Genomic DNA, 24,258 nt, shown 5'->3' with positions numbered 1-24,258 from the left:
GCATTGGTTATCAGCGGCGAACGCGGGCCTGCAGGAAGGTCAGCACTTCATCGAGCGGCAACGCTTGGGCGTCCTGCTCTGTGCGGTGCTTGTACTCCAGGTTGCCTTCGGCCAGGCCGCGATCGCTGACGACGACGCGGTGCGGGATGCCGATCAGTTCCATGTCGGCAAACTTGATGCCTGGGCTGGTCTTCTTGTCACGGTCGTCCAGCAGCACTTCGTAGCCGGCAGCAGTCAGTTCGGCGTACAGCTTGTCGGTCGCCTCGCGAACCACCTCGGTTTCGTAGCGCAGCGGGACCAGGGCGATCTGGAACGGAGCCAGGGCGTCGTTCCAGATGATGCCCTTGTCGTCATAGCTCTGCTCGATGGCAGCTGCGACCACGCGGGACACACCGATGCCGTAGCAGCCCATGGACAGGGTGACCGGCTTGCCGTTCTCGCCCAGTACCTGGCACTTCAGCGCCTCGCTGTACTTGGTGCCAAGCTGGAAGATGTGGCCCACTTCGATGCCGCGCTTGATCACCAGGGTACCCTGGCCGTCCGGGCTCGGGTCGCCTTCGACCACGTTACGCAGGTCGGCGACCTGTGGAACCGGCAGGTCGCGCTCCCAGTTCACGCCGAAGTAGTGCTTGTCGTCGATGTTGGCGCCGATGCCGAAGTCGCTCATCAGGGCAACCGAACGGTCGATGATGATTTCCAGCGGCAGGTTCAGCGGGCCGAGCGAACCTGCGCCGGCACCGATGGCCTCGCGCAGTTCGGCGTCGCTGGCCATCACCAGCGGGTCGGCAACCTGTTCCAGCTTGGCGGCCTTGATTTCGTTGAGCTCATGGTCGCCACGCACGATCAGTGCAACCAGCTTGCCCTCTTCGGCGCCGCGCACGATCAGGGTCTTGACGGTCTTCTCGATCGGCAGGCCGAAGTTTTCCACCAGCTGGGCGATAGTCTTGGCGTTCGGCGTGTCGACCAGGCGCAGCTCCTCGGTAGGGGCCGGGCGCACGGTTTCACGCGGGATGGCTTCGGCCTTCTCGATGTTGGCGGCGTAGTCGGAGCTGTCGCTGAAGATCACGTCGTCTTCGCCAGACTCGGCCAGCACGTGGAACTCGTGCGAGTAGCTGCCACCGATGGAGCCGGTGTCGGCCTGCACCGGGCGGAAGTCCAGGCCCAGGCGGGTGAAGATATTGGTGTACGCCTGATGCATGCGATCGTAGGTTTCCTGCAGGGAAGCCTGGTCGGCATGGAACGAGTAGGCGTCCTTCATGATGAACTCGCGGCCGCGCATCAAGCCGAAGCGCGGGCGGATCTCGTCACGGAACTTGGTCTGGATCTGGTACATGTTGAGCGGCAGCTGTTTATAGCTGGACAGCTCGTTGCGGGCCAGGTCGGTGATCACTTCTTCGTGGGTCGGGCCGACGCAGAAGTCGCGCTGGTGGCGATCCTTCAGGCGCAGCAGCTCGGGGCCGTACTGTTCCCAGCGGCCGGATTCCTGCCACAGTTCGGCGGGCTGGATGCTGGGCATCAGCACTTCCAGGGCGCCGGCGGCGTTCATTTCCTCGCGCACCACGGCCTCGACCTTGCGCATCACCCGCAAGCCCATCGGCAGCCAGGTGTACAGGCCGGAGGCCAGTTTGCGGATCATGCCGGCACGCAGCATGAGCTGATGGCTGATGACCACTGCGTCGGCAGGGGTTTCTTTCTGGGTGGCGAGCAAATATTGACTGGTGCGCATGGTGAGCCGTGTCGATTGCCTAAGACATTGAAATGACCCCGCATTGTACGGGGGCGAAACGAAGGCGTACAGGATGCCCCAGGGCGTGACACTTGTCAGCCAAGAAAAAGCCCGGCGTGATCGCCGGGCTTTTTCAAGTGCGGGGCACTGCAAGCCAGGCTTACAGGATGCTCAGCGGGTACTCCACGATCAGGCGCAGTTCGTCGATCGATGGGGAATCGTAGTAGGTGCCATCGGAAGAACGGTAGGTAGCCTGACGTACGCGGAAGCTCAGGTCTTTCGCCGGGCCGCTCTGCAGCACGTACTTGATATCGACGTCGCGTTCCCATTCCTTGCCGTTGCTGGTGCCGGTGACGTTGGCATCGGTACCGCGTACATAACGGGTCATGAAGGTCAGGCCCGGGATGCCGTATTCGGCAAAGTTCAGGTCGTAGCGAGCCTGCCAGGACTTCTCGTCTTCGGCGTTGAAGTCGGAACGGGCCACGGAGTTGGCCAGGAAGATGGTGCCGCCACCGTCGATGCCGTAGCCGTAGTCGCCGTCACCGGTAACTTTCTGGTAGGCCAGGGTGAAGGTGTGAGCGCCGATGTTGTAGGCGCCCGACAGGCTGAACGCGCGGTTGTCCAGTTTGTCGCCATCGAATGCGCGGTACTCGGCCGAGCCTTCGCTCTTGGTGTCATAGATGTTGAAGTCGAACACCAGGCCTTGCTTGTCCGAGATCGGCAGCGCCCAGTTGACGTTGGCGTAGTACTTGCGCCAGTAGTCTTCAACCTTCGAGTAGTACAGGCTGGTGCTGAGGTTGTCGGTGAAGGCGTAGGTACCACCTACCACGTTGGCTTCCTTCAGGTGGAAGCTGTCGCGGTCGGTCTGCTCCTGGGCGGTCAGGCTGGTGAAATGACCAGCGTGCAGGGTCAGGCCCTCGATCTCGTTGCTGGTGATCAGGGTGCCCTGGGCGATTTCTGGCAGCAGGCGGCTGTCGTCGGTGGCGAAGACCGGCAGAGCGGTGAACTGGTCACCCACTTTCAGCACGGTGTCGGAGATGCGGAATTTGACCGCGCCGCCGCCCTTGGAGTAGTCATCCTGCGAACGGCCGTCGGAGCCGGTCGGGAACAGGCCGGTACCGGCGCGGCCCTTGCCGCTGTCCAGTTTCAGGCCGAGCATGCCGATGGCATCCACACCCACACCCACGGTGCCCTGGGTGAAGCCGGACTCGAAGGTGCCGAGGAAGCCCAGGCCGGTCTCTTCGCGACGGCTCTGGCCGCCTTCGTTGTTACGGAAGTCACGGCTGAAGTACAGCATGCGGGTCTTGACGTTCAGCTTGCTGTCTTCGATGAAACCTTTGGACTCGTCCTGGGAAGAGGCCAATGCCAACTGCGAGGTCCCTGCCGCAACGGCCAGGGCGATCATGCTCCACTTCATCACGCGCATCGTGATTTGCTCCTTTGGTTTTTAGGAAGAGTACCGCTGCGTCCAAGTGTTTTAGTTATATGGGGCAGCTCTTTCTTGTTATGTCGGCGAAAATGTATAGCACGCTGACTGTTGTTGGCGATATGGGTATAAACATCCTTTGCGGAACTTTTTCACCATGTCGCTTTCAGGTATTTCCATGTCGCAAATCACGCCCGATTCAAGGGCCGTTCAACACCAGCGCTGTTTCTTTCACCGTAATGAATCTGTAACTACCGACTCCGGTTGGGAAACTCCCTGGTAACCAATGCCGCTGTTGTTATTTGTCGCGTACACCTGCCGATGCAGATGTCGTGCCGACTTGGCGTGAAAGGAATGCAACAAGCGTGCTCAAAATTCGCAACGCTTCATGAAATTTTCACAAAACCGGCTACCGGGGGTCGGAAAGTGCCGTAAATACGGGGCGGGAGCCGCCTGGCGAGGTATTACAGTCAAGAATCATTAAAATTTGAAAAGCTGTCATGAAAGTCAATGTGTTACCGCAACTTGTTCATGCAGTGTCACCTGTGGGGTGGCAAGTGGGGTGCCAGGTGTATCGGCAGCCTCATTTTGGTGCGAAAAGTAGCGCTGTGTTACCGGGAACGTGCAGGGTATCCTTGCAGGCCTGTTTTCCGCGTGAAGCGGGTTGGTTCTGCCTGAAGGAGATTTGCCGTGTTCGTCCTCGATTCGCGTTTGCAGCAGGATTCGCTGGTGCTGGGGGAATTTGCGCTGTGCCAGTTGCTGCTGAGCAAGGATGCCAACTATCCATGGTTCATCCTGGTGCCCAAGCGCGCCGGCATCAGCGAACTGTTCGAGCTCGATGTCGCGGAGCAGCAGCAGTTGTGGCAGGAAACCACCCTGCTGGCCGAAGCGCTGAAGGCCAGCTACGGCGCCGACAAGATGAATGTGGCCACCCTGGGCAATGTGGTCAGCCAGTTGCACATGCATGTGATCGTGCGCCAGCGCGACGACGCCGCCTGGCCGGCACCAGTGTGGGGCAAGTGCCCGGCAGTGGCCTACACCGATGAGCAGGTCGAAGCCATTCGCCAACGCCTGCGTGAACTGAAACTCGATGGTTACACAGAGGCCTGATATGTCGTTGGAAATGCGAATGGTCGAGCTGGAAACCCGTCAGGCGTTCCAGGATGACACCATCCAGGCGCTGAATGACGTGGTGGTCGAGCAGGGGCGGGTGATCGAACGGCTGCAGTTGCAGATGGCCGAGCTGATCAAGCGTTACGAAGAGATGGTTGGCCAGTACGGCAGCGAAGGGGACGAGGCGCCGCCGCCTCATTATTAATACCTGAAACTACTGCACCCACGTTGAGCGCACACGAACCCTGTGGGAGCGGGCAAGCCCGCTCCCACAGGGGGGAGTCAGCGGCGGGTTACCGCAACCACATCCTCGGCCTGCAGGCCCTTGTCACGGTGCATAACGGAAAACTCCACGCGCTGGCCTTCCACAAGGATGCGGTGGCCTTCGCCGCGAATGGCGCGAAAGTGCACGAAGATATCATCGCCCGAGTCGCGGGAGATGAAGCCGAAGCCTTTGGATGTGTTGAACCACTTCACGGTACCGGTATCACGATTGCCGGCATCCTGCGCTGCGTGCTGGCTGGCGCGGACCTTGCGAGGGCTGCGGGCAAAGCCCACGGCCAGGTGCACGGCCACGGCCAGTGCTGCGCAGACCAGTGCGGCCAGGTTGCCCATTTCCGGGCGGGCCAGCAGTGTCAGGGTCTGCAGCACCACGGCCACTACCAGCAGGGCGCACGCCAGGTGCTGCAACTGCTGCCGCGCGCCGCGGTAGTACAGTGGCACGACCGGGGCCAGGACGAGGTTGAGCAGGCCGAGCAGGGCCAGGTAGACCGCGTCGGGTTGTTGCAGGAAGGGTGACGCATCGGTTTTCAGGCTGGGTATGAGCGATAGCAGCAAGGCTGCCACGCCCGTCACCAGATGGACGATCTTGAACATGGGGGTTGGCTCACAGTTATAAGGCCGATCACAGGAAGAGCTGGCTGCACGGTGCGCATGAGGTGTAGGGCGCGAAAACGTGACAGGCCAGCCTATGCACCCGGCAATGACAATCTGCACGGGTGGCACCGTGCCTATTTAACAGTAAAGCCGCAGGGTACTCAAACCGCAGGGCGCGCGGAGCGATGTGTTGCGCCATGTCACATGCGGCGGGCGCCAAGTGTTGCTACAGTGGTCGGCACCCGCTTGGGTCTCAAGCCTTATGGAAAGGGGAACTTCATGGCAATCGATATCGGTATCAGTGAAGAAGATCGCAAGTCCATCGTCGATGGGCTGTCCCGGCTGTTGTCGGATACCTACGTGCTGTATCTGAAAACCCATAACTTCCACTGGAACGTCACCGGTCCGTCGTTCCGCACCCTGCACCTGATGTTCGAAGAGCAGTACAACGAACTGGCGCTTGCGGTCGACTCGATCGCCGAGCGCATTCGTGCCCTGGGCTTCCCGGCACCCGGGTCCTATGCATTTTATGCACGGCACTCATCGATCAAGGAGGAGGAAGGAGTACCGCCTGCCGACGAGATGATCCGCCAGCTGGTGCAGGGCCAGGAAGCCGTGGTGCGGACCGCGCGCAGCATCTTCCCGGTGGTGGACAAGGTCAGTGACGAGCCGACCGCCGACCTGCTGACCCAGCGCATGCAGGTGCACGAGAAAACCGCCTGGATGCTGCGGGTGCTGCTCGACGGTAATTAAGTTCACAAATTCGTCCGGTCTGCACTGATCCTTGTGGGAGCGGCCTTGTGTCGCGATGGGCTGCGCAGCAGCCCCAAGATTGCAGCCTTAGCAAAGAATGCCGGGGCTGCTGCGCAGCCCATCGCGACACAAGGCCGCTCCCACAGGTCCTGTTAAGGCCTTATGTATTTTGTGCGGGAAGATTTTGCCGCTGCTTCAAGCTCGCCGATCAGCGCTTCATAGGCCACCTGGTACCTGTGACGAGGAAGTGTGGCGCATGATGCAAGCAAGCAAGCGTGTGGCTGGCCAAGGGCGTTGGCCGGATAAACAGTGCATCGACCCGTTCAAGGCGGATTTCGACATGCTGCAGACCCAGCCGGTGTCGCGCTCGGTGCGGCTCAACGGTTTTTCCACCTGCCTGCGGCTGGAAGCCGTCTACTGGGGTATCCTGGAGCGCATCGCCGCGGCAAACCGCTGCTCGGTCAGCGCGGTGCTGTCCTACGTGGACCGCGAGGTGCATCTGCGACAGGGTGGGGTGCGCAACTTCAGCGGGCTGATCCGTGTTATCTGCGTCGCCTGGCTGCTGGACCCGCCAAGTGCGCGCTGATCGCCTGGCGGGCTGCGCAGTGCTTGCTAACCATATATAATCCCGCTTTTTGCTGCCCCGGCAGCCAGCGTTGTGGTTGACGAGAGACACCCATGCCCCTTTATGACTATCAATGTGCATCCTGCGAGCACCGCATGGAAGTGCTGCAGAAGATCAGCGCCGCGCCGCTGACCGATTGCCCGGCCTGCCAGGCGCCGGCGCTGAAGAAACTGCTGTCGGTGCCAGGCTTCCGCCTGAGTGGTAACGGTTGGTACGAAACCGACTTCAAGACCGGGGCAAAAAAGAATCTGGCAGGCGGCGACAAGGCCGACTGAGTTGAATGCTGTGACCGGGTCTTGCAGTATTAGCCCTCTGCGGGCGGCCAAGGCCTCCACCGAATACACGAATCACGAGAAGCGAAACCACCATCATGATGCGCAGCCATTATTGCGGCCAACTGAACGAGAGCCTGGACGGCCAGGAAGTCACCCTTTGCGGCTGGGTCCATCGTCGCCGCGACCACGGCGGGGTGATCTTCCTCGACATCCGTGACCGCGAAGGCATGGCCCAGGTCGTGTTCGACCCGGATCGCGCCGAAACCTTCGCCGCCGCCGACCGCGTGCGCAGCGAATACGTCGTGCAGATCACCGGCAAGGTTCGCAAGCGCCCTGAAGGTGCGGTGAATGCCAACATGGCTTCCGGCGCCATCGAGATCCTCGGCTACCAGCTGAACGTGCTCAACGAAGCGGAAACCCCGCCGTTCCCGCTGAACGAATACTCCGACGTCGGCGAGGAAACTCGCCTGCGCTACCGTTTCATCGACCTGCGTCGCCCGGAAATGGCCGACAAGCTGCGCCTGCGTTCGCGCATCACCAGCAGCATTCGTCGCTTCCTCGACGAAAACGGCTTCCTCGACGTCGAGACGCCGATCCTGACCCGTGCCACCCCGGAAGGCGCGCGTGACTACCTGGTGCCTAGCCGTACCCACGCCGGCAGCTTCTTCGCCCTGCCGCAGTCGCCGCAGCTGTTCAAGCAGCTGCTGATGGTCGCCGGCTTCGACCGCTACTACCAGATCGCCAAGTGCTTCCGTGACGAAGACCTGCGTGCCGACCGCCAGCCGGAATTCACCCAGATCGACATCGAGACCAGCTTCCTCGATGAAAGCGAGATCATGGGCCTGACCGAAAGCATGATCCGCAAGCTGTTCAAGGAAGTGCTGGACCTGGAATTCGGCGAATTCCCGCACATGACCTTCGAAGAGGCCATGCGCCGCTACGGCTCCGACAAGCCGGACCTGCGTATTCCGCTGGAACTGGTCGACGTTGCCGACCAGCTCAAGGACGTCGACTTCAAGGTGTTCGCCGGCCCGGCCAACGATCCGAAGTGCCGCGTTACCGCCCTGCGCCTGCCAGGCGGCGCCAGCATGCCGCGCAGCAAGATCGACGAGTACACCAAGTTCGTCGGCATCTACGGTGCCAAGGGCCTGGCCTACATCAAGGTCAACGAGCGCGCCAAGGGCGTCGAAGGCCTGCAGTCGCCGATCGTCAAGAACATCCCCGAGGCCAACCTCAACACCATCCTCGACCGCGTTGGCGCCGTTGACGGCGACATCGTGTTCTTCGGTGCCGACAAGTTCAAGGTGGTCAGCGAAGCCCTGGGCGCACTGCGTATCCGCCTGGGCCACGACTTCGAGCTGCTGACCTGCGAGTGGGCACCGATGTGGGTGGTCGACTTCCCGATGTTCGAAGAGAACGAGGACGGCAGCTTCACCGCGCTGCACCATCCGTTCACCGCGCCGAAGTGCACCCCGGAAGAGCTCGAGGCCAACCCGGCCACGGCCCTGTCCCGTGCCTACGACATGGTCCTGAACGGTACCGAGCTGGGTGGCGGTTCGATCCGTATTCACCGTAAAGAGATGCAACAGGCCGTGTTCCGCCTGCTGGGCATCGAAGCGGCAGAACAGGAAGAGAAGTTCGGCTTCCTGCTCGACGCCCTGAAGTTCGGTGCACCGCCGCACGGTGGCCTGGCCTTCGGCCTGGACCGCCTGGTCATGCTGATGACCGGCGCCCAGTCGATTCGTGAAGTGATCGCCTTCCCGAAAACCCAGAGCGCTGCGTGCGTCATGACCCAGGCCCCTGGCATGGTCGACGCCAAGGCCCTGCGCGAGCTGCACATTCGACTGCGCGAACAGACCAAGGTCGAGTAAGCAGTCCCCGGGCGCATCCACATGGATGCGCCTTTGCGTTTCGGCGCAGGCAATTTCCCGTCCCGCCCCGTACAGGGGCGGGGCTGTTTGTGATTCAAAGGATTCGGAGTCGTTATGGCTGGTCATTCCAAGTGGGCGAACATCAAGCACCGCAAAGAGCGCCAGGATGCCAAGAGAGGCAAGATCTTCACCAAGTGGATCCGCGAACTGACGGTCGCTGCCAAGCAGGGTGGTGCTGACCCGGCATCCAACCCGCGCCTGCGTCTGGCGCTGGACAAGGCCCTGGGCGCCAACATGAGTCGCGACATCATCGATCGTGCCGTGGCCCGTGGTGCCGGCACCAACGAAAGCGACAACGTCGAAGAGCTCAGTTACGAAGGTTACGGCCCGGGTGGCGTGGCGATCATGGTCGAGGCCATGACCGACAACCGCAACCGTACCGCCGCCGCCGTGCGTCATGCCTTCTCCAAGTGTGGTGGCAACCTGGGCACCGACGGTTCGGTGGCCTACCTGTTCGAGCGCAAGGGGCAGATCAGCTTTGCCCCGGGCGTGGAAGAAGACGCGCTGATGGAAGCGGCGATGGAAGCCGATGCCGACGACGTGGTGGCCAACGACGACGGCTCGTTCGACGTGTTCACCTCGTTCAACAGCTTCTACGCCGTGCGCAATGCCCTGGAAGAGGCTGGCTTCAAGGCTGCTGACGCGGAAATCATCATGCAGCCGACCACCAGCGCCGAACTCGACCAGGACGGTGCCGAGAAGGTGCTCAAGCTGATCGACATGCTCGAAGACCTGGATGACGTGCAGAACGTCTACTCCAATGCCCAGATTTCCGATGAGATCATGGAAAACCTCGGCTAAGGTGCCCTGGCGACCCCGGCAGGGGCTTTGAATATTTCAGTGCCTGTATCGGCCCTTTCGCGGGTAAACCCGCTCCCAGGTAATGCACCGACCTCGAATGCGGTGCAGTCTCTGTGGGAGCGGGTTTACCCGCGAAAGGGCCGGTACAGTTTGCAAAGAAGCAATAATTTACGACAGGCACTATGACTCTGATTCTTGGTATCGACCCCGGCTCGCGCATCACCGGTTATGGCGTGGTACGCCAGACCGCCCGTGGTTGCGAGTATGTGGCGTCGGGCTGCATTCGTACCGGCAGCGGCGAGCTGCACGAGCGGCTGCAGATCGTTTTTCGTGGCGTGGGTGAAATCATCGCCCTGCACGGCCCGGTAACCATGGGCATCGAGCGGGTATTCATGGCCCGTAACGCCGACTCGGCGCTCAAGCTCGGCCAGGCCCGTGGCGCGGCTATCGTCGCAGCCGCCGAAGCCGGCCTGGAAATCGCCGAATACAGCGCCACCCAGGTCAAGCAGGCAGTAGCTGGTACCGGTGGGGCCAACAAGGAGCAGGTGATGATGATGGTCATGCACCTGCTGAAACTGACGCAGAAGCCGCAGATCGACGCTTCCGACGCACTGGCCATCGCCCTGTGCCACGCCCATACCCGCTCCAGCCTGGTGCCGCATGGCCTGGCCACGGCGCGGCGACGCGGCGGGCGCTTGCGTCTTTAGGGGCTTCATGCGCTGATACACATTTTGTTCGGGTGATGCATTCACCCGCTGCATTTGCTGATAGGGTTGAGCGGTCTTTGACCGGCTCCCCGAGAGGAAGGATCGGAACGTGATTGGACGTTTGCGCGGCACCCTGGCGGAAAAACAGCCGCCGCACCTGATTATCGACGTCAACGGCGTGGGTTACGAACTGGAAGTTCCCATGACCACGCTGTACCGTCTGCCCAAGGTGGGCGAACCCGTAACCGTGCACACCCACCTGGTGGTGCGCGAGGATGCTCACCTGCTCTACGGTTTTGCCGAAAAGCGCGAGCGCGAGCTGTTTCGCGAGCTCATCCGCCTGAACGGCGTAGGGCCGAAGCTGGCCTTGGCGCTCATGTCCGGGCTGGAGGTAGACGAGCTGGTGCGCTGCGTGCAGGCCCAGGACACCTCGGCCCTGGTGCGCGTGCCCGGTGTCGGCAAGAAGACCGCCGAACGCCTGCTGGTCGAGCTCAAGGACCGCTTCAAGGCCTGGGAAACGTCCCCGGCCATGTTTACCCTGGTCTCCGACGGGCCGCTGCCGGCCGCCAGCGCATCCACAGCCGAAGCCGATGCCGTCAGCGCCCTGGTTTCGCTGGGCTACAAGCCGCAGGAAGCCAGCAAGGCAATCGCCGCGATCAAGGACAAGGCCGGCCTGAGCAGTGAGGAACTGATCCGCCGCAGCCTGAAAGGGATGATTACCAAGTGATCGAAGCCGACCGCCTGATCGCCGCCAGTGGCCGCGACCGTGAAGAAGTCCAGGACCGTGCGATCCGTCCGCTGCGGCTGGACGAGTACATCGGCCAGCCGGTGGTGCGCGAGCAGATGGCGCTGTTCATCCAGGCCGCCCGTGGTCGTAGCGAGTCGCTCGACCATACGCTGATCTTCGGTCCGCCGGGCCTGGGCAAGACCACCCTGGCCAACATCATCGCCCAGGAAATGGGCGTGTCGGTCAAGAGCACCTCGGGGCCCATCCTCGAGCGCCCTGGCGACTTGGCGGCCATGCTGACCAACCTCGAACCGCATGACGTGCTGTTCATCGACGAGATCCACCGCTTGTCCCCAGTTGTCGAAGAGGTGCTGTACCCGGCGATGGAGGACTTCCAGCTCGACATCATGATCGGCGAAGGGCCTGCGGCCCGTTCGATCAAGCTCGACCTGCCGCCGTTCACGCTGGTGGGTGCCACCACCCGTGCCGGCATGCTCACCAACCCGCTGCGGGACCGTTTCGGTATCGTCCAGCGCCTGGAGTTCTACAGCGACAAGGACCTGGCCACCATCGTCAGCCGTTCGGCCGGCATCCTCGGCCTGGCCATCGAGGACCAGGGGGCCTACGAGATCGCCCGCCGGGCACGTGGCACGCCACGTATCGCCAACCGCCTGCTGCGCCGCGTGCGCGACTATGCCGAGGTGCGTGGCAAGGGCCAGATCACCAAGGCCGTGGCCGACCTGGCGCTCAACCTGCTGGACGTCGACGAGCGCGGTTTCGACCACTCTGACCGTCGCCTGCTCCTGACCATGATCGAGAAGTTCGACGGTGGCCCGGTTGGCGTGGACAACCTGGCGGCAGCCATCAGTGAAGAGCGTCACACCATCGAGGACGTGCTCGAGCCGTACCTGATCCAGCAAGGCTACATCATGCGCACGCCGCGCGGCCGCGTGGTCACCCGGCATGCTTACCTGCACTTTGGCCTGAACGTGCCCGGGCGCCTGGGGGAGGGTGGGGATTTTTCCGAAACGGGCGATGAGTGACAGATCGAAAACGGCTTTTCGTGGTCCTACCGCTGGCATGCCGAGGGTGCGCTGGCAATAAGACATTAATGAAGAAAAAACAGTTGCCACAGCGGATTGGCAAGCTGAGGAGTAAGCACTAGAGTATGCGCGCGCAAAATGGCCTGGAACCTTTCGCACACCGTTGTCGCGTCTATTACGAGGATACCGATGCCGGTGGCGTGGTGTATTACGTCAATTACCTGAAATTCATGGAGCGCGCGCGTACCGAGCGGCTGCGGCACCTGGGTTTTTCCCAGGCGCAGCTGGCCGAAGACAACCTGCTGTTCGTGGTCCACTCCAGCGAAGCGCGCTATCACGCGCCGGCGCGGCTGGACGACGAACTGCGGGTCACCGCGCAAGTACTTGAACTCAATCGCGCCAGCCTGCGCTTCGTGCAGCAGGTCTGGCGGGAAAAGGATGAAACGCTGCTCTGCGAAGGGCAGTTCCTGGTGGCCGCCGTGCGCGCCGACACTTTCAAACCCCGAGCCATACCCCCGGAGCTGCGTGACGCCTTTGCGGCGGACGGCTCGGGTACTCAATCGATTGCAGGAGAATAAGCGTGGAAGCTAACGTCGTCGACCATACCTCCATGTGGAGTCTGGTCAGCAATGCCAGCGTGTTGGTACAGCTGGTAATGCTGACCCTGGTGGCCGCCTCGGTCACCTCATGGGTCATGATCTTCCAGCGCAGCACCATGCTGCGCGCCGGTCGTCGTGCGCTGGATGCCTTCGAGGAGCGCTTCTGGTCGGGCATCGACCTGTCCAAGCTGTACCGCCAGGCAGGCAGCAACCCAGACCCGGATTCCGGTGTCGAACAGGTTTTCCGTGCCGGCTTCAAGGAATTCTCGCGCCTGCGTCAGCAGCCGGGTGTTGACCCGGACGCGGTCATGGAGGGTGTTGCCCGTGCCATGCGCGTAGCCATCTCGCGCGAGGAAGAAAAGCTCGAGCAGAGCCTGCCGTTCCTGGCCACCGTCGGTTCGACCAGCCCGTATATCGGCCTGTTCGGTACCGTATGGGGCATCATGAACTCCTTCCGCGGCCTGGCCAGCGCCCAGCAGGCTACCCTGGCCACGGTTGCCCCGGGTATCGCCGAAGCGCTGATCGCCACCGCCATCGGCCTGTTCGCGGCAATCCCGGCGGTTATCGCCTACAACCGCTTCTCGGCCCGCAGCGAAGTGCTGATCGGCCGTTACTACACCTTCGCCGACGAGTTCCAGGCGATCCTGCACCGCAAAGTGCACACCAGCGAAGAGTAATCAGGTAGAAGCCCATGGCCCGAGTTCGCCACAAACGCAAGCCCGTCGCCGAGATGAACGTGGTGCCCTACATCGACGTGATGCTGGTACTGCTGGTCATCTTCATGGTGACGGCGCCCATGCTCAACCAGGGCGTGAAGGTAGACCTGCCCAAGGTTTCCAGTGAAGCCTTGCCGCAGGACAACAACGTCCAGATCCTCACCATCTCCATCAAGGCCGACAAGACCTACTACTGGAACCTCGGCAGCGAAGTCGATACCGACAAGCAGATGGACAAGGCCATGACCTTGCCTGCCATGACCGACGCGGTGACCAAGATCATCGCCGCCGGCCGTGACCAGGGCAAGCAGACCCAGGTGTTCATTCGTGGCGACAAGGCTGTCGACTATGGCGCGGTCATGGGTGCCATGGGCGGGTTGCAGAAGGCCGGTGTCGGTAACGTTGGCCTGATTACCGAGGCGCCCTGATGCAACAGCGAGAGCCATCCGCCTCGGAAAGCTACTTCTGGCCCAGTATCTGGGCCATCGGCCTGCATGTGCTGGTGTTCGCCCTGCTGTTCGTCAGTTTTGCCATGACGCCTGAGCTGCCGCCATCCAAGCCGATCGTCCAGGCTACCCTGTACCAGCTCAAGTCCAAGAGCCAGGCGACTACCCAGACCAATCAGAAGATTGCCGGGGAAGCCAAGAAAACCGCTTCGCGCCAGACCGAGGTCGAGCAGCTGGAACAGAAGAAGGTCGAGCAGGAGGCCGTGAAGGCCGCGGAACAAAAGAAAGCCGACGCCGCTCAAAAGGCCGAAGAGGCTCGCGAGGCCGCCGAAGCCAAAAAAGCCGAGGCAGCTGCCGAAGCCGCCGAGGCCAAGAAAGCCGCCGAAGCCAAGAAGGCCGAAGAGGCGAAGAAAGCTGCCGAGAAGCAACAGGCCGACATCGCCAAGAAGAAGGCTGAGGAAGAAAAGAAAAAAGCCGAAGAAGAGGCCAAGAAAGAAGCCGCTGAAGAGGCGAAGAAACAAGCCGCCGAGGACGCCAAGAAAAAGGCGGCCGAAGAGGCCAAGAAGAAAGCAGCCGAGGACGCCAAGAAGAAAGCGGCGGCCGAGGACGCTAAGAAGAAGGCAGCTGAAGAGGCCAAGAAGAAGGCCGCTGCAGACGCCCAGAAGAAAAAGGCACAGGAAGCGGCCCGCAAGGCGGCGGAAGACAAGAAAGCCCAGGCTTTGGCCGAGCTGTTGTCCGACACCACCGAACGGCAGCAGGCCCTGGCCGACGAGCAGGGTGACCAGGTGGCCGGCGACTTCGATGACCTGATCCGCATGCGCGCGGCCGAGGGCTGGGCACGTCCGCCTTCCGCGCGCAAGGGCATGACGGTGGTCCTGCAGATCAACATGCTGCCGGACGGTACCATCACCAGCGTCAGCGTGGCCCGGTCCAGTGGTGACGGCCCGTACGACAGCTCGGCGGTGGCAGCTGTGAAGAACATCGGTCGCTTGACCGAGATGCAGGGTATGAAGCCGAGCGATTTCAACCAATATCGTTCGTTCAAGATGACATTTACACCTGAGGATCTAGCGTTGTGATTAAACGTCTGAGAGGACTGCTGGTCATGCTGTGCTGCGTGGCAGGCATGGCCGTGGCAGAGGAAAAGAACATCCTGGTCACCAGCGGCAGCGACCGGGCCACGCCCATCGCGGTAGTGCCGTTCGGTCTACAGGGCGGCAGCGTGTTGCCGGAAGACATGGCCGATATCATCGGCAATGACCTGCGCAACTCCGGCTACTACTCGCCGATTCCGCGACAGAACATGATCAGCCAGCCGTCGCAGGCCAGCGAAGTGATCTTCCGTGACTGGAAAGCGCTGGGCGCGCAGTACGTGATGGTCGGCAGCATCGTGCCGTCGGGCGGTCGCCTGCAGGTGCAGTACGCGCTGTTCAACGTCGCCACCGAGCAGCAGGTGCTGACCGGTAGCGTGGCCGGCAGCGTCGACCAGCTGCGCGACATGGCGCACTACATTGCCGACCAGTCGTTCGAGAAGCTCACCGGCATCAAGGGTGCGTTCTCCACCCGCATGCTGTACGTGACGGCCGAGCGCTTCTCCACCAACAACACCCGCTATACCCTGCAGCGTTCGGATTACGACGGTGCACGTGCGGTGACCCTGTTGCAATCGCGTGAACCGATCCTGTCGCCACGCTTTGCTCCGGATGGCAAGCGCATTGCCTATGTCTCGTTCGAGCAGAAGCGCCCGCGCATCTTCGTCCAGCACATCGATACCGGCCGCCGCGAGCAGGTCACCAACTTCGAAGGCCTGAACGGTGCGCCAGCCTGGTCGCCGGACGGCACGCGCCTGGCGTTCGTGCTGTCGAAGGACGGCAACCCGGACATCTACGTGATGAATGTGGCTTCGCGTCAGATCAGCCGTGTCACCGCCGGCCCGGGCATCAACACCGAGCCGTTCTGGGGCAAGGATGGCAACACCCTGTACTTCACCTCCGACCGTGGCGGCAAGCCGCAGATCTACAAGCAGTCGGTCAGTGGTGGTGGTGCCGAGCGGGTAACTTTCGTGGGTAACTACAACGCCAACCCGAAACTGTCGGCGGACGAAAAGACCCTGGTGATGATCCATCGCCAGCAGGGCTTCACCAACTTCAAAGTTGCGGCCCAGGATTTGCAGCGCGGAAGTGTAAAGATTCTCTCGGAAACGAGTCTTGATGAGTCTCCCACTGTTGCGCCAAACGGCACCATGCTAATCTACGCCACCCGCCAGCAGGGCCGGGGAGTCTTGATGCTCGTGTCGCTTAATGGCCGCGTGAGGCTCCCACTTCCTACCGCTCAAGGCGAAGTCAGAGAACCGTCCTGGTCCCCTTACCTGAACTGATTGCGGCGTAATACTTTTGCTTAACACACTGGGGTTTCATTAGGAGTTTCACGATGGAAATGCTGAAGTTTGGTAAATTTGCTGCGCTGGCTCTGGCCATGGCCGTAGCTGTAGGTTGCTCCTCGAAGGGCGGTGACAACGCAGGCGAAGGCGCTGCTGTAGACCCGAACGCTGGCTACGGTGCCAACACTGGTGCTGTTGACGGCTCCCTGAGCGAAGAAGCTGCCCTGCGCGCAATCACCACCTTCTACTTCGAATACGACAGCTCGGACCTGAAGCCAGAAGCCATGCGCGCTCTGGACGTTCACGCCAAGGACCTGAAGTCCAACGGCAACCGCGTTGTTCTGGAAGGCAACACCGACGAGCGCGGCACCCGCGAGTACAACATGGCTCTGGGTGAGCGTCGTGCGAAAGCCGTTCAGCGCTACCTGGTTCTGCAGGGCGTTTCCCCTGCTCAGCTGGAACTGGTTTCCTACGGCGAAGAGCGTCCAGTTGCCACCGGCAACGACGAGCAGTCCTGGGCTCAGAACCGTCGCGTAGAACTGCGTAAGTAAGTTCTCATGCGTATGTGCCGCCGTGTAGTAACCGTCCTCGCACTCAGCCTGCCGCTCGCGGCCTGGGCTGAGGTCCCTGTAGTAGATGACAACGCAGGCAGCTATCCGCCTGCGGGTTATGGCACGAGCGGCGCCTATGCCGGGTCAGGGGCTTCGGCCCCTGCCTCTGCACAGGGCCAGCTGTTCATGCAGCTGCAACAGATGCAGGATCAGCTTTCCCGCCAGCAAGGCATCATCGAAGAGCTGCAGAACGATGTGTCGCGCATGAAGCAGGAAAACCTGGAGCGTTACCAGGACCTGGACCGTCGCATCAACAGTGGCGCCGCGCCTGCCGCGACCCCTGACAATTCCTCCGGTGGTGGTGCATCCGGTACCGCCCCCGATGCAGCAGCAGGTGCTGCTGCGCAACAACCGGCCGCCAGTAGCGAGCCCGGTGATCCGGCGAAAGAAAAGCTCTACTACGATGCCGCTTTCGACCTGATCAAGCAGAAAGACTTCGACAAGGCCAGCCAGGCGTTCAACGCCTTCCTGCGCAAGTACCCCAACAGCCAGTACGCCGGCAATGCCCAGTACTGGCTGGGTGAAGTGAACCTGGCCAAGGGCGACCTGCCGGCCGCCAGCCAGGCCTTCGCCCAGGTCAGCCAGAAGTATCCGAAGCACAGTAAGGTGCCGGATTCGCTGTACAAGCTGGCCGACGTCGAGCGCCGCATGGGCCACACCGACAAGGTCAAGGGTATCCTGCAGCAGGTCATCACCCAGTATCCCGGCACCTCGGCCGCGCAACTGGCTCAGCGTGACCTGCAGAAGCTCTAAGTAGCACCGTTTGAAAGAAACCCGCGCCTGTCGCGGGTTTTTTCGTTAGAATCACTGCCCTTTTTTCGTAAACACGCTGCTGCGGATAACGCTATGTCGAGTCCGCAGCAGTGCCTGACGGAGGCGGGCAGCCTGTTTAGCTGTCACGCCCGTGGCGAGCATGCAAGACACATTACGCATTACCGAAGTCTTTTACTCCTTGCAGGGTGAAACGCGAACGGCTGGGTTGCCCACGGTATTCGTGCGCCTCACCGGTTGCCCCCTGCGCTGCCAGTACTGTGACAGTGCCTATGCCTTCAGTGGCGGTACCGTTCGCACCCTCGATTCGATCCTCGAGCAGGTCGCCGGCTTCAAGCCGCGCTACGTCTGCGTCACTGGTGGCGAGCCATTGGCCCAGCCCAACGCCTTGGCGCTGCTGCAGCGGCTGTGTGACGCCGGTTACGAGGTTTCGCTGGAGACCAGCGGCGCATTGGATATTGCCGGCACGGACACCCGCGTCAGCCGCGTGGTCGACCTGAAGACCCCAGGCTCCGAGGAATCGCACCGTAACCGCTACGAGAACATCGAGCAGCTGACCCGCAACGATCAGGTCAAGTTCGTCATCTGTTCCCGTGAGGACTACGACTGGGCGGTCTCCAAGCTGATCCAGTACAACCTGGCCGAGCGTGCTGGCGAGGTGTTGTTCTCGCCCAGCCACCACCAGGTGAACGCCAGCGACCTGGCGGACTGGATCGTCGCCGACAACCTGCCCGTACGCTTCCAGCTGCAGTTGCACAAGCTGCTGTGGAACGACGAACCCGGACGTTGATTGAGGAGCAAGCACACATGACCGACAAACGCGCAGTAATCCTGTTGTCCGGCGGCCTGGACTCGGCCACCGTGGTCGCCATGGCCAAGGCCGAAGGCTACAGCTGCTACACCATGAGTTTCGACTACGGTCAGCGCCACCGCGCCGAACTTGACGCCGCCGCCCGCGTTGCCCGCGACCTGGGCGTGGTCGAGCACAAGGTGATTGGCCTGAACCTGGACGGCATCGGCGGTTCGGCGTTGACCGACAGCAGCATCGATGTGCCGGAAGCCCCAGGTGAAGGCATCCCGGTTACCTACGTGCCGGCGCGCAACACTGTGTTCCTGTCCCTGGCCCTGGGCTGGGCAGAGGTGCTGGAAGCTCGCGACATCTTCATTGGCGTCAATGCCGTTGATTACTCCGGCTACCCCGATTGCCGCCCGGAGTTCGTCGAAGCCTTCGAGCGCATGGCTAATCTGGCGACCAAGGCCGGCGTCGAAGGGCAGGGCTTCCGTATTCAGGCGCCGCTGCAGAACATGAGCAAGGCGCAGATCGTACAGGCTGGCATGGCTCGCGGCGTGGATTACAGCCTGACCGTTTCCTGCTACCAGGCCGACGATGACGGCCGCGCCTGCGGCAAATGCGACAGCTGCCGCCTGCGTGCCGACGGCTTCAAGGCAGCTGGTGTCGAAGACCCGACGCGATACTTTTGAAAAAAGTTTGATGGGGTGTTGATTTCCCGTTAGAAATCAGTATTATACGCGCCATCCAACGGGTCGTTAGCTCAGTTGGTAGAGCAGTTGGCTTTTAACCAATTGGTCGTAGGTTCGAATCCTACACGACCCACCATACTCAGTACGTCAAAGCCCGCTACCGGCAACGGTGGCGGGCTTTTTCGTTTTCCGTTGGCCGAGTTTTATTGCTCGGTTTGCGCGATCGCTTGTAGGAGCGGCCTTGCGTCGCGATCGGGCTGCGCAGCAGCCCCAGGGTTTCAGCAAAAATGCACAAATTGCTGGGGCTGCTGCGCAGCCCGATCGCGACGCAAGGCCGCTCCTACAGGGGCTGCGCAGACTCCAGATGGCTTATTCAGCCCACTCCGGATCCCCGGTAAACACCACCGTCAGCCAGCGGTCCGGCCCTTCACCCCCCACGGCATCACCGATCTCGTTGCGCCACGCATCCCATTCATCGATGGTTTTCGCGGCCATGGCCTTGGGTACGATGAAATACAGTTCGATCTCCCGCGAGCGCCCGACCTTGGCCACATAGGCGCGGTACGACTGCAATCCATGGCGTGCAACGAAGGCCTTGGCGACTTCATCCACGTGCAGCTTGAGGTCGCCGGGGGTCACCAGGAAGATTTCCGAAAGAGCCTGGCGCACCACCGACATCGGCAACGGCACTATCACCAGGCAGACCAGCGCCAGCACCGCTGGGTCGATGTACGGCGACACCCACTCCAGCGACGTGCCCTGCACCGCATATCCAAAGCAGAAGGCGATCAACAGCGCAGCGGTGATGCTGGCCGACATCACCCAGCCCTTGACGTCCATGCGCACGAAATCCGAGCCCAGCTTGCGGTTGGCACGGGCCTCGACAATGGCAATGGTCACGCAGGCGATCACGGTCAGCACCGCGTAGACCATGGCGATACCGAACTCCAGGTGGCGCCCGCCTTGCAGCAGGCTGCTGACGGCGTTAATCAGCGCATAGATGGCCACGCCGCTGAGCAGGATGCCGTTGAGGGCCAGCACCATCGGCTCCAGGTGCCAGAAGCCCATGGTGAAGCGCTCGCGCAGCTTGCGTGACATCTGCACGCTGGTGGTGTGCGCGGTAATCAGCCTGACCACCACCAGTGACAGCCCGCTCATGCTGGCATCGACCAGCGAATAGACGCCGTCGAACACGATGGAGAACGAGCCAGACGCCAGGCCGAAGGCGATGCCGATGACGGCGATGAACAGGGTGACAGCGATCGAGGTGCGTAGCAGGCCCTGTTCGCTGGTGATGTCAAAGAAGGAAGATCTGGTTGGGGTTTGCATGATTGTGCTCGGTAAATAGCCCTGCTGCTGTGTTGTATGTGCTGGCCTCTTCGCGGGTAAACCCGCTCCCACAGCTTTATGCTCTGACCTTGAAGGCGGCGCCGACCTTGTGGGAGCGGGTTTACCCGCGAAGAGGCCCTGACAGGCTAGACGCGGAACTGCTCCATCAACGCCTGCTGCTGGTTGGCCAGCCGGTTCAGGGCCTGGCTGATCCGCGCCGACTCGTCTGCCTGGCCGGCCAGCGATTCGGTCACATCGCGAATGCCGGCCACATTGCGGTTTACCTCCTCTGCCACGGCGCTCTGCTCTTCGGCTGCCGAGGCAATCTGCAGATTCATGTCGCTGATCACCGCCACTGCCTCGCCAATACGTTGCAAGGCTGGCACCGCCTGCTCCATCCGCGCGGCGCTGTCCTGGGCCTGACGCCGGCCTTCGTGCATTGCGCCCACCACATCCTGGGTGCCTTGCTGCAAACCTTCGATGACCTGGCGAATTTCCTCCACCGACACCTGGGTACGCTGGGCCAAGCCGCGCACTTCATCGGCCACTACGGCAAAACCACGCCCGGCTTCGCCTGCGCGGGCAGCTTCGATGGCGGCGTTGAGCGCCAGCAGGTTGGTTTGCTCGGCAATGGTGCGGATCACTTCCAGTACCGAACCGATCTGCCCGCTGCGGCCTTCCAGCGCGTGCGCCTCGTCCATGGCAGCGTTCATGCCGGCATTCAGGCGGTCGATGCCCTGCCGGGTGCTGTCGATCAGTTGCAGGCCCTCGCGGCTGGCCTGGTCGGCAGCGCGTGCGGCCTGGGCCGCCTGCGAGGCGTTGTGGGCGACATCCAGGGCGGTGGCACTCATCTCATTGGCGGCGGTGGCCACCTGTTCGATTTCGCGGTGCTGTTGCTGCATGCCGTTGCTGGTCTGGCTGGCGATGGCTGCCGACTGGTCGGCAGTGCTGCGTGCCTCCCGCAGCGAGCCTTTGACCTGGGCTATGACCGGCTGCAGCTTGTCGAGAAAGCGGTTGAACCAACCGGTAAGCTGGCCCAGTTCGTCCTGGCGGGCGTAGTCCAGGCGGCGGGTGAGGTCGCCTTCGCCGCTGGCGATGTCTTCCAGGCGCGCGGCCACGGCCAGGATTGGCCGGGTCACACCGCGCGCGGTCAGCCACACCAGCAGCAAGCCGACTACCGCAGCGCCCAGACCAACCAGCAGGCTGGTGAGGTTGGCGCTGTGGTTGTGCGTGTCCAGGCGCTGGTTGAGGGCTACGGCAGGCGCCTGCAGCACGCTTTCCGGCAGTTCCAGCAATACCTGCCAAGGGGCGGCGTCAGGGATTGGCGTGAACGGGTGGGCAACCCGCAGCAGGCCGCCGGCTACCGTCTTGTCCATCGGCTCGCCCAGCTTGCTGTCGTCGCGGCTATTGCCGGCCAGCAGGCCGGCCGCGCTGGCGATGCTGGCCTGGCCCTGGCCGTCGAACAGCTCCCGGCGGCCGTCCAGGCTCAACTGCTGTAGGTTGGAAAGGCCGATGTCCAGGCCGACCACGCCGACCACCTTGCCGTGCTCCAGCAGCGGCAGCGCGATGCTGGTCATCAGCACCTGTCGGCCATTCACTTCGTCGAGGTATGGCTCGAGCATGCAGGTTCTGGCGGTGTCCTGCGGACAGGTCAGCCAACGGTTCTTCGCCGCGCCGTTGCTGCCGATGCTGGCGTCACCGAGCATCGATTCCGGCATGGCTTCAAGCTCCAGGGTGCCGGGGCTGGGTTGTGACCAGTACAGCGAGAAACGCCCGGCCTCGTTGCTGCCCATGGCATCCTGGCCGAGGTACTGGCTGTCCGGGTCCAGAGCGTTGGGCTGGAATACCAGGTACAGGCCGATCACATCCGGGTTGCCAGCCAGGCTGGCACGGGCCTGGCGCGTCAGCTCGGCGCGCAGGTCGTTGCCGCCACGGGCCTTGAGCACCTGCACCAGGCGGGCAAAGCCATTGCCGTACTGGTAGGCGTCCATGAAATAGCGCTGAATGCGCAGGGCCTGGGTTTCGGCATGGGCCTCCAGGCGCAGGCGTGCGCTGCTGTCGAGCATTTCGGTGTTGGCCTGGTTGACCAACGCCGCGCTGCGCCGCGCCTGGGCCAGCGATGTGGTTACCAGCAGGGCGACGATGGCCAGCAGGCAGAGGCCGGCGAGCAGGGTGATCTTCCATTGGATGGAGAGGCGACGCAGCGGCATGAGGGCTTTCCTTTTCGATCAAATGCAACGCCCGCGATCAGGCGCGGGCGTTGTCGGCAGCATGGGTCATTCAGCGACGGTCATTCAGCGACGTAGTTGGGCGGCGCGTTCCTGAAAGCCTTGGTCAGCCAGGCCAGGTAGAGCAAGCCGAGCACAGCCCAGACGCCACCGAACATCAGCGAGTGGGCATTCAGGTCCAGCCACAGCGAGACGATGATGCAGAAGCCGATGGTCGGCAGCACCAGGTACTTTAGCTGGTTGGCCAGGCCTTGCCGCTTGCCTTCGCGCAGGTAGCAGTGGTTGATGACCGACAGGTTGACGAAGCTGAACGCGACCAGCGCACCGAAGTTGATGATCGAGGTGGCGGTGACCAGGTCGAAGAAGATCGCCGACAGCGAAATCAGCCCCACCACCGCGATATTCAGCACTGGCGTCTTGTAGCGCGAGTGCAGGCGGGCGAACAGGCTGGCCGGCAGCACGTTGTCACGGCCCATCACGTACAGCAGGCGCGACACGCTGGTCTGCGAAGCCAGGCCCGAGGCGATGGTGTTGATCACGGTGCAGGCGATGAAGATCGACTGGAACAGCTTGCCGCCGACGTACAGGGCGATTTCGGGCAGTGCCGCTTCATGGTCATGGAAGCGCGCCATGGTCGGGAAGTAAGCCTGGATGAAATACGACACAGTGATGAACACCACGCCGCCGATCAGTGCGGTGAGGAAGATCGCCCGTGGGATGGTCTTGCTCGGGTTGTGGGTTTCTTCGGACAGGCAGGTGACAGCGTCGAAACCGAGGAACGAGAAGCACAGGATGGTCGCACCGGCGGCCAGGGCGCTGAACTGAGTCTGGTCGTCGGCGAACGGCAGCAGGCTCCAGGCGGTACCCAGCCCTTCACCTTGGTCCAGGCCGCGTACGCACAGGTAGATGAACACGGCGATGATCGCCACCTGCACGGCCACGAAAAGCAGGTTGAAGTGCGCCACCAGGTTCACACTGCGCATGTTGATCAGGCTGATCAAGGTGACGAAGCCGGCCACCCACATCCACTCCGGTACTTCTGGGAACATGGCCGAAAGGTACAGCTTGGCCAGCAGCGCGTTGACCATTGGCAGCAGCAGGTAGTCCAGCAGCGACGACCAGCCGACCAGGAAGCCCACGTGCGGGTTGATCGCCCGTTGGGTGTAGGTGTAGGCCGAGCCCGACTGCGGGAAGCGTCTTACCAGGGTGCCGTAGCTCACGGCGGTGAACAGGATCCCGGCCAGCGCCAGGATGTAGGCGCTGGGTACGTGGCCGGCAGTTATCCCGGAAACGATGCCGAAGGTGTCGAACACGGTCATCGGGGTCAGGTAGGCCAAGCCGATGATGATCACGTGCCACAGACGCAGGGTTTTACGGAGTTGGCCGTTGCCGGAGGCGCTGTGGTCAGGCTGCATGCTGGCATGGCTCCTGCGGCTGGGCGTAAACGGCGGGCACGGTGTACTGCGCATGCGGCAAGGGCGAGCGGGTGGGCTCCATGTTGTTCACCTTTTATTGTTGGAGCAGCGGGGACGCGGGAGAGCGCGCAAAGTGGTGAAAATAAAAAACGATGGGTAGCTGAGTGTCAAGTTAAACATGACAAGATGTTGCCAGATTGAAATATTTATCGATTAAAGTGGGGTTTTGTTCGGTTTTTGCGCGTTTTTTTGCGGTTTTGATCAATTTTAGTGTTCGC

At 62.0% G+C, this 24,258-nt stretch carries 25 protein-coding genes, 1 tRNA gene and 1 pseudogene; 20 read left to right on the top strand and 7 right to left on the bottom strand.

The annotated features are described in order from the left end of the window. Window positions 1-10: 10 nt before the first annotated feature. Window positions 11-1,726, bottom strand: a complete 1,716-nt coding sequence (locus R9B85_RS06190; protein WP_207876965.1) for a proline--tRNA ligase — start codon at window positions 1,724-1,726, stop codon at window positions 11-13. 160 nt (window positions 1,727-1,886) lie between these two features. Next, window positions 1,887-3,152: an OprD family porin gene (locus R9B85_RS06185; protein ID WP_112254242.1), complete on the bottom strand. Its 1,266-nt coding sequence runs from the start codon at window positions 3,150-3,152 to the stop codon at window positions 1,887-1,889. 690 nt (window positions 3,153-3,842) lie between these two features. Between R9B85_RS06185 and R9B85_RS06180 the strand changes: the two genes are divergently transcribed. Continuing rightward, window positions 3,843-4,262, top strand: a complete 420-nt coding sequence (locus tag R9B85_RS06180) for an HIT family protein (protein ID WP_112254241.1) — start codon at window positions 3,843-3,845, stop codon at window positions 4,260-4,262. A 1-nt stretch (window position 4,263) separates the two neighbouring features. Continuing rightward, the gene (locus R9B85_RS06175) at window positions 4,264-4,470 is read left to right on the top strand and encodes a SlyX family protein (RefSeq protein ID WP_112254240.1); all 207 of its coding nucleotides are present in this window, start codon (window positions 4,264-4,266) and stop codon (window positions 4,468-4,470) included. Window positions 4,471-4,547: 77 nt separating this feature from the next. Here the strand turns inward: R9B85_RS06175 and R9B85_RS06170 are convergent, their stop codons facing one another. Further along, window positions 4,548-5,141, bottom strand: coding sequence for a cold-shock protein (locus R9B85_RS06170; protein ID WP_112254239.1), 594 nt, complete (start codon window positions 5,139-5,141; stop codon window positions 4,548-4,550). Between the two features lie 279 nt (window positions 5,142-5,420). Between R9B85_RS06170 and R9B85_RS06165 the strand changes: the two genes are divergently transcribed. From R9B85_RS06165 to R9B85_RS06080, 18 genes are all read left to right on the top strand, one after another. Next, a complete protein-coding gene (locus R9B85_RS06165) occupies window positions 5,421-5,894 on the top strand; it encodes a Dps family protein (protein WP_084854477.1) in 474 nt (157 codons plus the stop codon). A 256-nt stretch (window positions 5,895-6,150) separates the two neighbouring features. Further along, window positions 6,151-6,480: a ribbon-helix-helix domain-containing protein gene (locus R9B85_RS06160; protein WP_112254238.1), complete on the top strand. Its 330-nt coding sequence runs from the start codon at window positions 6,151-6,153 to the stop codon at window positions 6,478-6,480. 92 nt (window positions 6,481-6,572) lie between these two features. Next, on the top strand, window positions 6,573-6,794 hold the full coding sequence (locus tag R9B85_RS06155) for an FmdB family zinc ribbon protein (RefSeq protein WP_003254776.1): 222 nt from the start codon (window positions 6,573-6,575) through the stop codon (window positions 6,792-6,794). Window positions 6,795-6,889: 95 nt separating this feature from the next. Continuing rightward, on the top strand, window positions 6,890-8,665 hold the full coding sequence (gene aspS, locus R9B85_RS06150) for an aspartate--tRNA ligase (RefSeq protein ID WP_112254237.1): 1,776 nt from the start codon (window positions 6,890-6,892) through the stop codon (window positions 8,663-8,665). 114 nt (window positions 8,666-8,779) lie between these two features. Continuing rightward, window positions 8,780-9,526, top strand: a complete 747-nt coding sequence (locus tag R9B85_RS06145; protein WP_112254236.1) for a YebC/PmpR family DNA-binding transcriptional regulator — start codon at window positions 8,780-8,782, stop codon at window positions 9,524-9,526. A gap of 182 nt (window positions 9,527-9,708) precedes the next feature. Continuing rightward, on the top strand, window positions 9,709-10,233 hold the full coding sequence (gene ruvC, locus R9B85_RS06140) for a crossover junction endodeoxyribonuclease RuvC (RefSeq protein ID WP_112254235.1): 525 nt from the start codon (window positions 9,709-9,711) through the stop codon (window positions 10,231-10,233). Window positions 10,234-10,342: 109 nt separating this feature from the next. Further along, window positions 10,343-10,960 (top strand): Holliday junction branch migration protein RuvA, encoded by a 618-nt coding sequence (ruvA, locus tag R9B85_RS06135; RefSeq protein ID WP_112254234.1) that lies wholly within the window; start codon window positions 10,343-10,345, stop codon window positions 10,958-10,960. After that, window positions 10,957-12,003 carry a Holliday junction branch migration DNA helicase RuvB gene (gene ruvB, locus R9B85_RS06130; RefSeq protein WP_112254233.1) on the top strand — a complete coding sequence of 349 codons (1,047 nt, stop codon included), beginning with the start codon at window positions 10,957-10,959 and terminating at the stop codon, window positions 12,001-12,003. The genes ruvA and ruvB overlap by 4 nt, the downstream gene beginning before the upstream one ends. 125 nt (window positions 12,004-12,128) lie before the next feature. Further along, the gene (gene ybgC, locus R9B85_RS06125; protein WP_423770901.1) at window positions 12,129-12,581 is read left to right on the top strand and encodes a tol-pal system-associated acyl-CoA thioesterase; all 453 of its coding nucleotides are present in this window, start codon (window positions 12,129-12,131) and stop codon (window positions 12,579-12,581) included. A gap of 2 nt (window positions 12,582-12,583) precedes the next feature. After that, on the top strand, window positions 12,584-13,279 hold the full coding sequence (tolQ, locus tag R9B85_RS06120) for a protein TolQ (protein WP_015271471.1): 696 nt from the start codon (window positions 12,584-12,586) through the stop codon (window positions 13,277-13,279). A gap of 14 nt (window positions 13,280-13,293) precedes the next feature. Then, complete coding sequence (gene tolR, locus R9B85_RS06115; RefSeq protein WP_003254760.1) at window positions 13,294-13,746, top strand: protein TolR; 453 nt, start codon at window positions 13,294-13,296, stop codon at window positions 13,744-13,746. Beyond that, window positions 13,746-14,843 (top strand): cell envelope integrity protein TolA, encoded by a 1,098-nt coding sequence (gene tolA / locus R9B85_RS06110; RefSeq protein ID WP_112254232.1) that lies wholly within the window; start codon window positions 13,746-13,748, stop codon window positions 14,841-14,843. The genes tolR and tolA overlap by 1 nt, the downstream gene beginning before the upstream one ends. A 26-nt stretch (window positions 14,844-14,869) precedes the next feature. Beyond that, window positions 14,870-16,141 (top strand): Tol-Pal system beta propeller repeat protein TolB, encoded by a 1,272-nt coding sequence (gene tolB / locus R9B85_RS06105; RefSeq protein ID WP_046617157.1) that lies wholly within the window; start codon window positions 14,870-14,872, stop codon window positions 16,139-16,141. 53 nt (window positions 16,142-16,194) lie between these two features. Then, window positions 16,195-16,695 carry a peptidoglycan-associated lipoprotein Pal gene (gene pal, locus R9B85_RS06100; protein WP_012273762.1) on the top strand — a complete coding sequence of 167 codons (501 nt, stop codon included), beginning with the start codon at window positions 16,195-16,197 and terminating at the stop codon, window positions 16,693-16,695. Window positions 16,696-16,701: 6 nt separating this feature from the next. Continuing rightward, complete coding sequence (gene ybgF / locus R9B85_RS06095; RefSeq protein ID WP_112254231.1) at window positions 16,702-17,508, top strand: tol-pal system protein YbgF; 807 nt, start codon at window positions 16,702-16,704, stop codon at window positions 17,506-17,508. Between the two features lie 160 nt (window positions 17,509-17,668). Continuing rightward, window positions 17,669-18,316: a 7-carboxy-7-deazaguanine synthase QueE gene (queE, locus tag R9B85_RS06090; protein WP_112254230.1), complete on the top strand. Its 648-nt coding sequence runs from the start codon at window positions 17,669-17,671 to the stop codon at window positions 18,314-18,316. A 17-nt stretch (window positions 18,317-18,333) separates the two neighbouring features. After that, entirely contained in the window at window positions 18,334-19,008 is a 675-nt protein-coding gene (gene queC / locus R9B85_RS06085; RefSeq protein ID WP_133974768.1) for a 7-cyano-7-deazaguanine synthase QueC, read from the top strand. Between the two features lie 60 nt (window positions 19,009-19,068). Beyond that, window positions 19,069-19,144: transfer RNA gene (locus R9B85_RS06080), tRNA-Lys, on the top strand. A 233-nt stretch (window positions 19,145-19,377) separates the two neighbouring features. Here R9B85_RS06080 and R9B85_RS06075 read toward each other — a convergent pair. From R9B85_RS06075 to R9B85_RS06060, 4 genes and pseudogenes are all read right to left on the bottom strand, one after another. Then, window positions 19,378-20,337, bottom strand: a complete 960-nt coding sequence (locus R9B85_RS06075; RefSeq protein WP_112254228.1) for a cation diffusion facilitator family transporter — start codon at window positions 20,335-20,337, stop codon at window positions 19,378-19,380. 146 nt (window positions 20,338-20,483) lie between these two features. Further along, on the bottom strand, window positions 20,484-21,239 hold the full coding sequence (locus R9B85_RS06070) for a methyl-accepting chemotaxis protein (protein ID WP_370290640.1): 756 nt from the start codon (window positions 21,237-21,239) through the stop codon (window positions 20,484-20,486). Window positions 21,240-21,341: 102 nt separating this feature from the next. Beyond that, window positions 21,342-22,328 (bottom strand): annotated as a pseudogene (locus R9B85_RS06065) (HAMP domain-containing protein); the annotation flags it as partial. Between the two features lie 299 nt (window positions 22,329-22,627). After that, window positions 22,628-23,980, bottom strand: a complete 1,353-nt coding sequence (locus tag R9B85_RS06060) for an APC family permease (protein ID WP_112254226.1) — start codon at window positions 23,978-23,980, stop codon at window positions 22,628-22,630. Between the last annotated feature and the right edge of the window lie 278 nt (window positions 23,981-24,258).

It is taken from the genome of Pseudomonas sp. NLJ1, from assembly GCF_049486705.1.
GTDB lineage: Bacteria > Pseudomonadota > Gammaproteobacteria > Pseudomonadales > Pseudomonadaceae > Aquipseudomonas > Aquipseudomonas inefficax.
The sequence above is the reverse complement of the archived record's forward strand: the minus strand, read 5'-3'. Positions and strand labels throughout refer to the sequence as shown.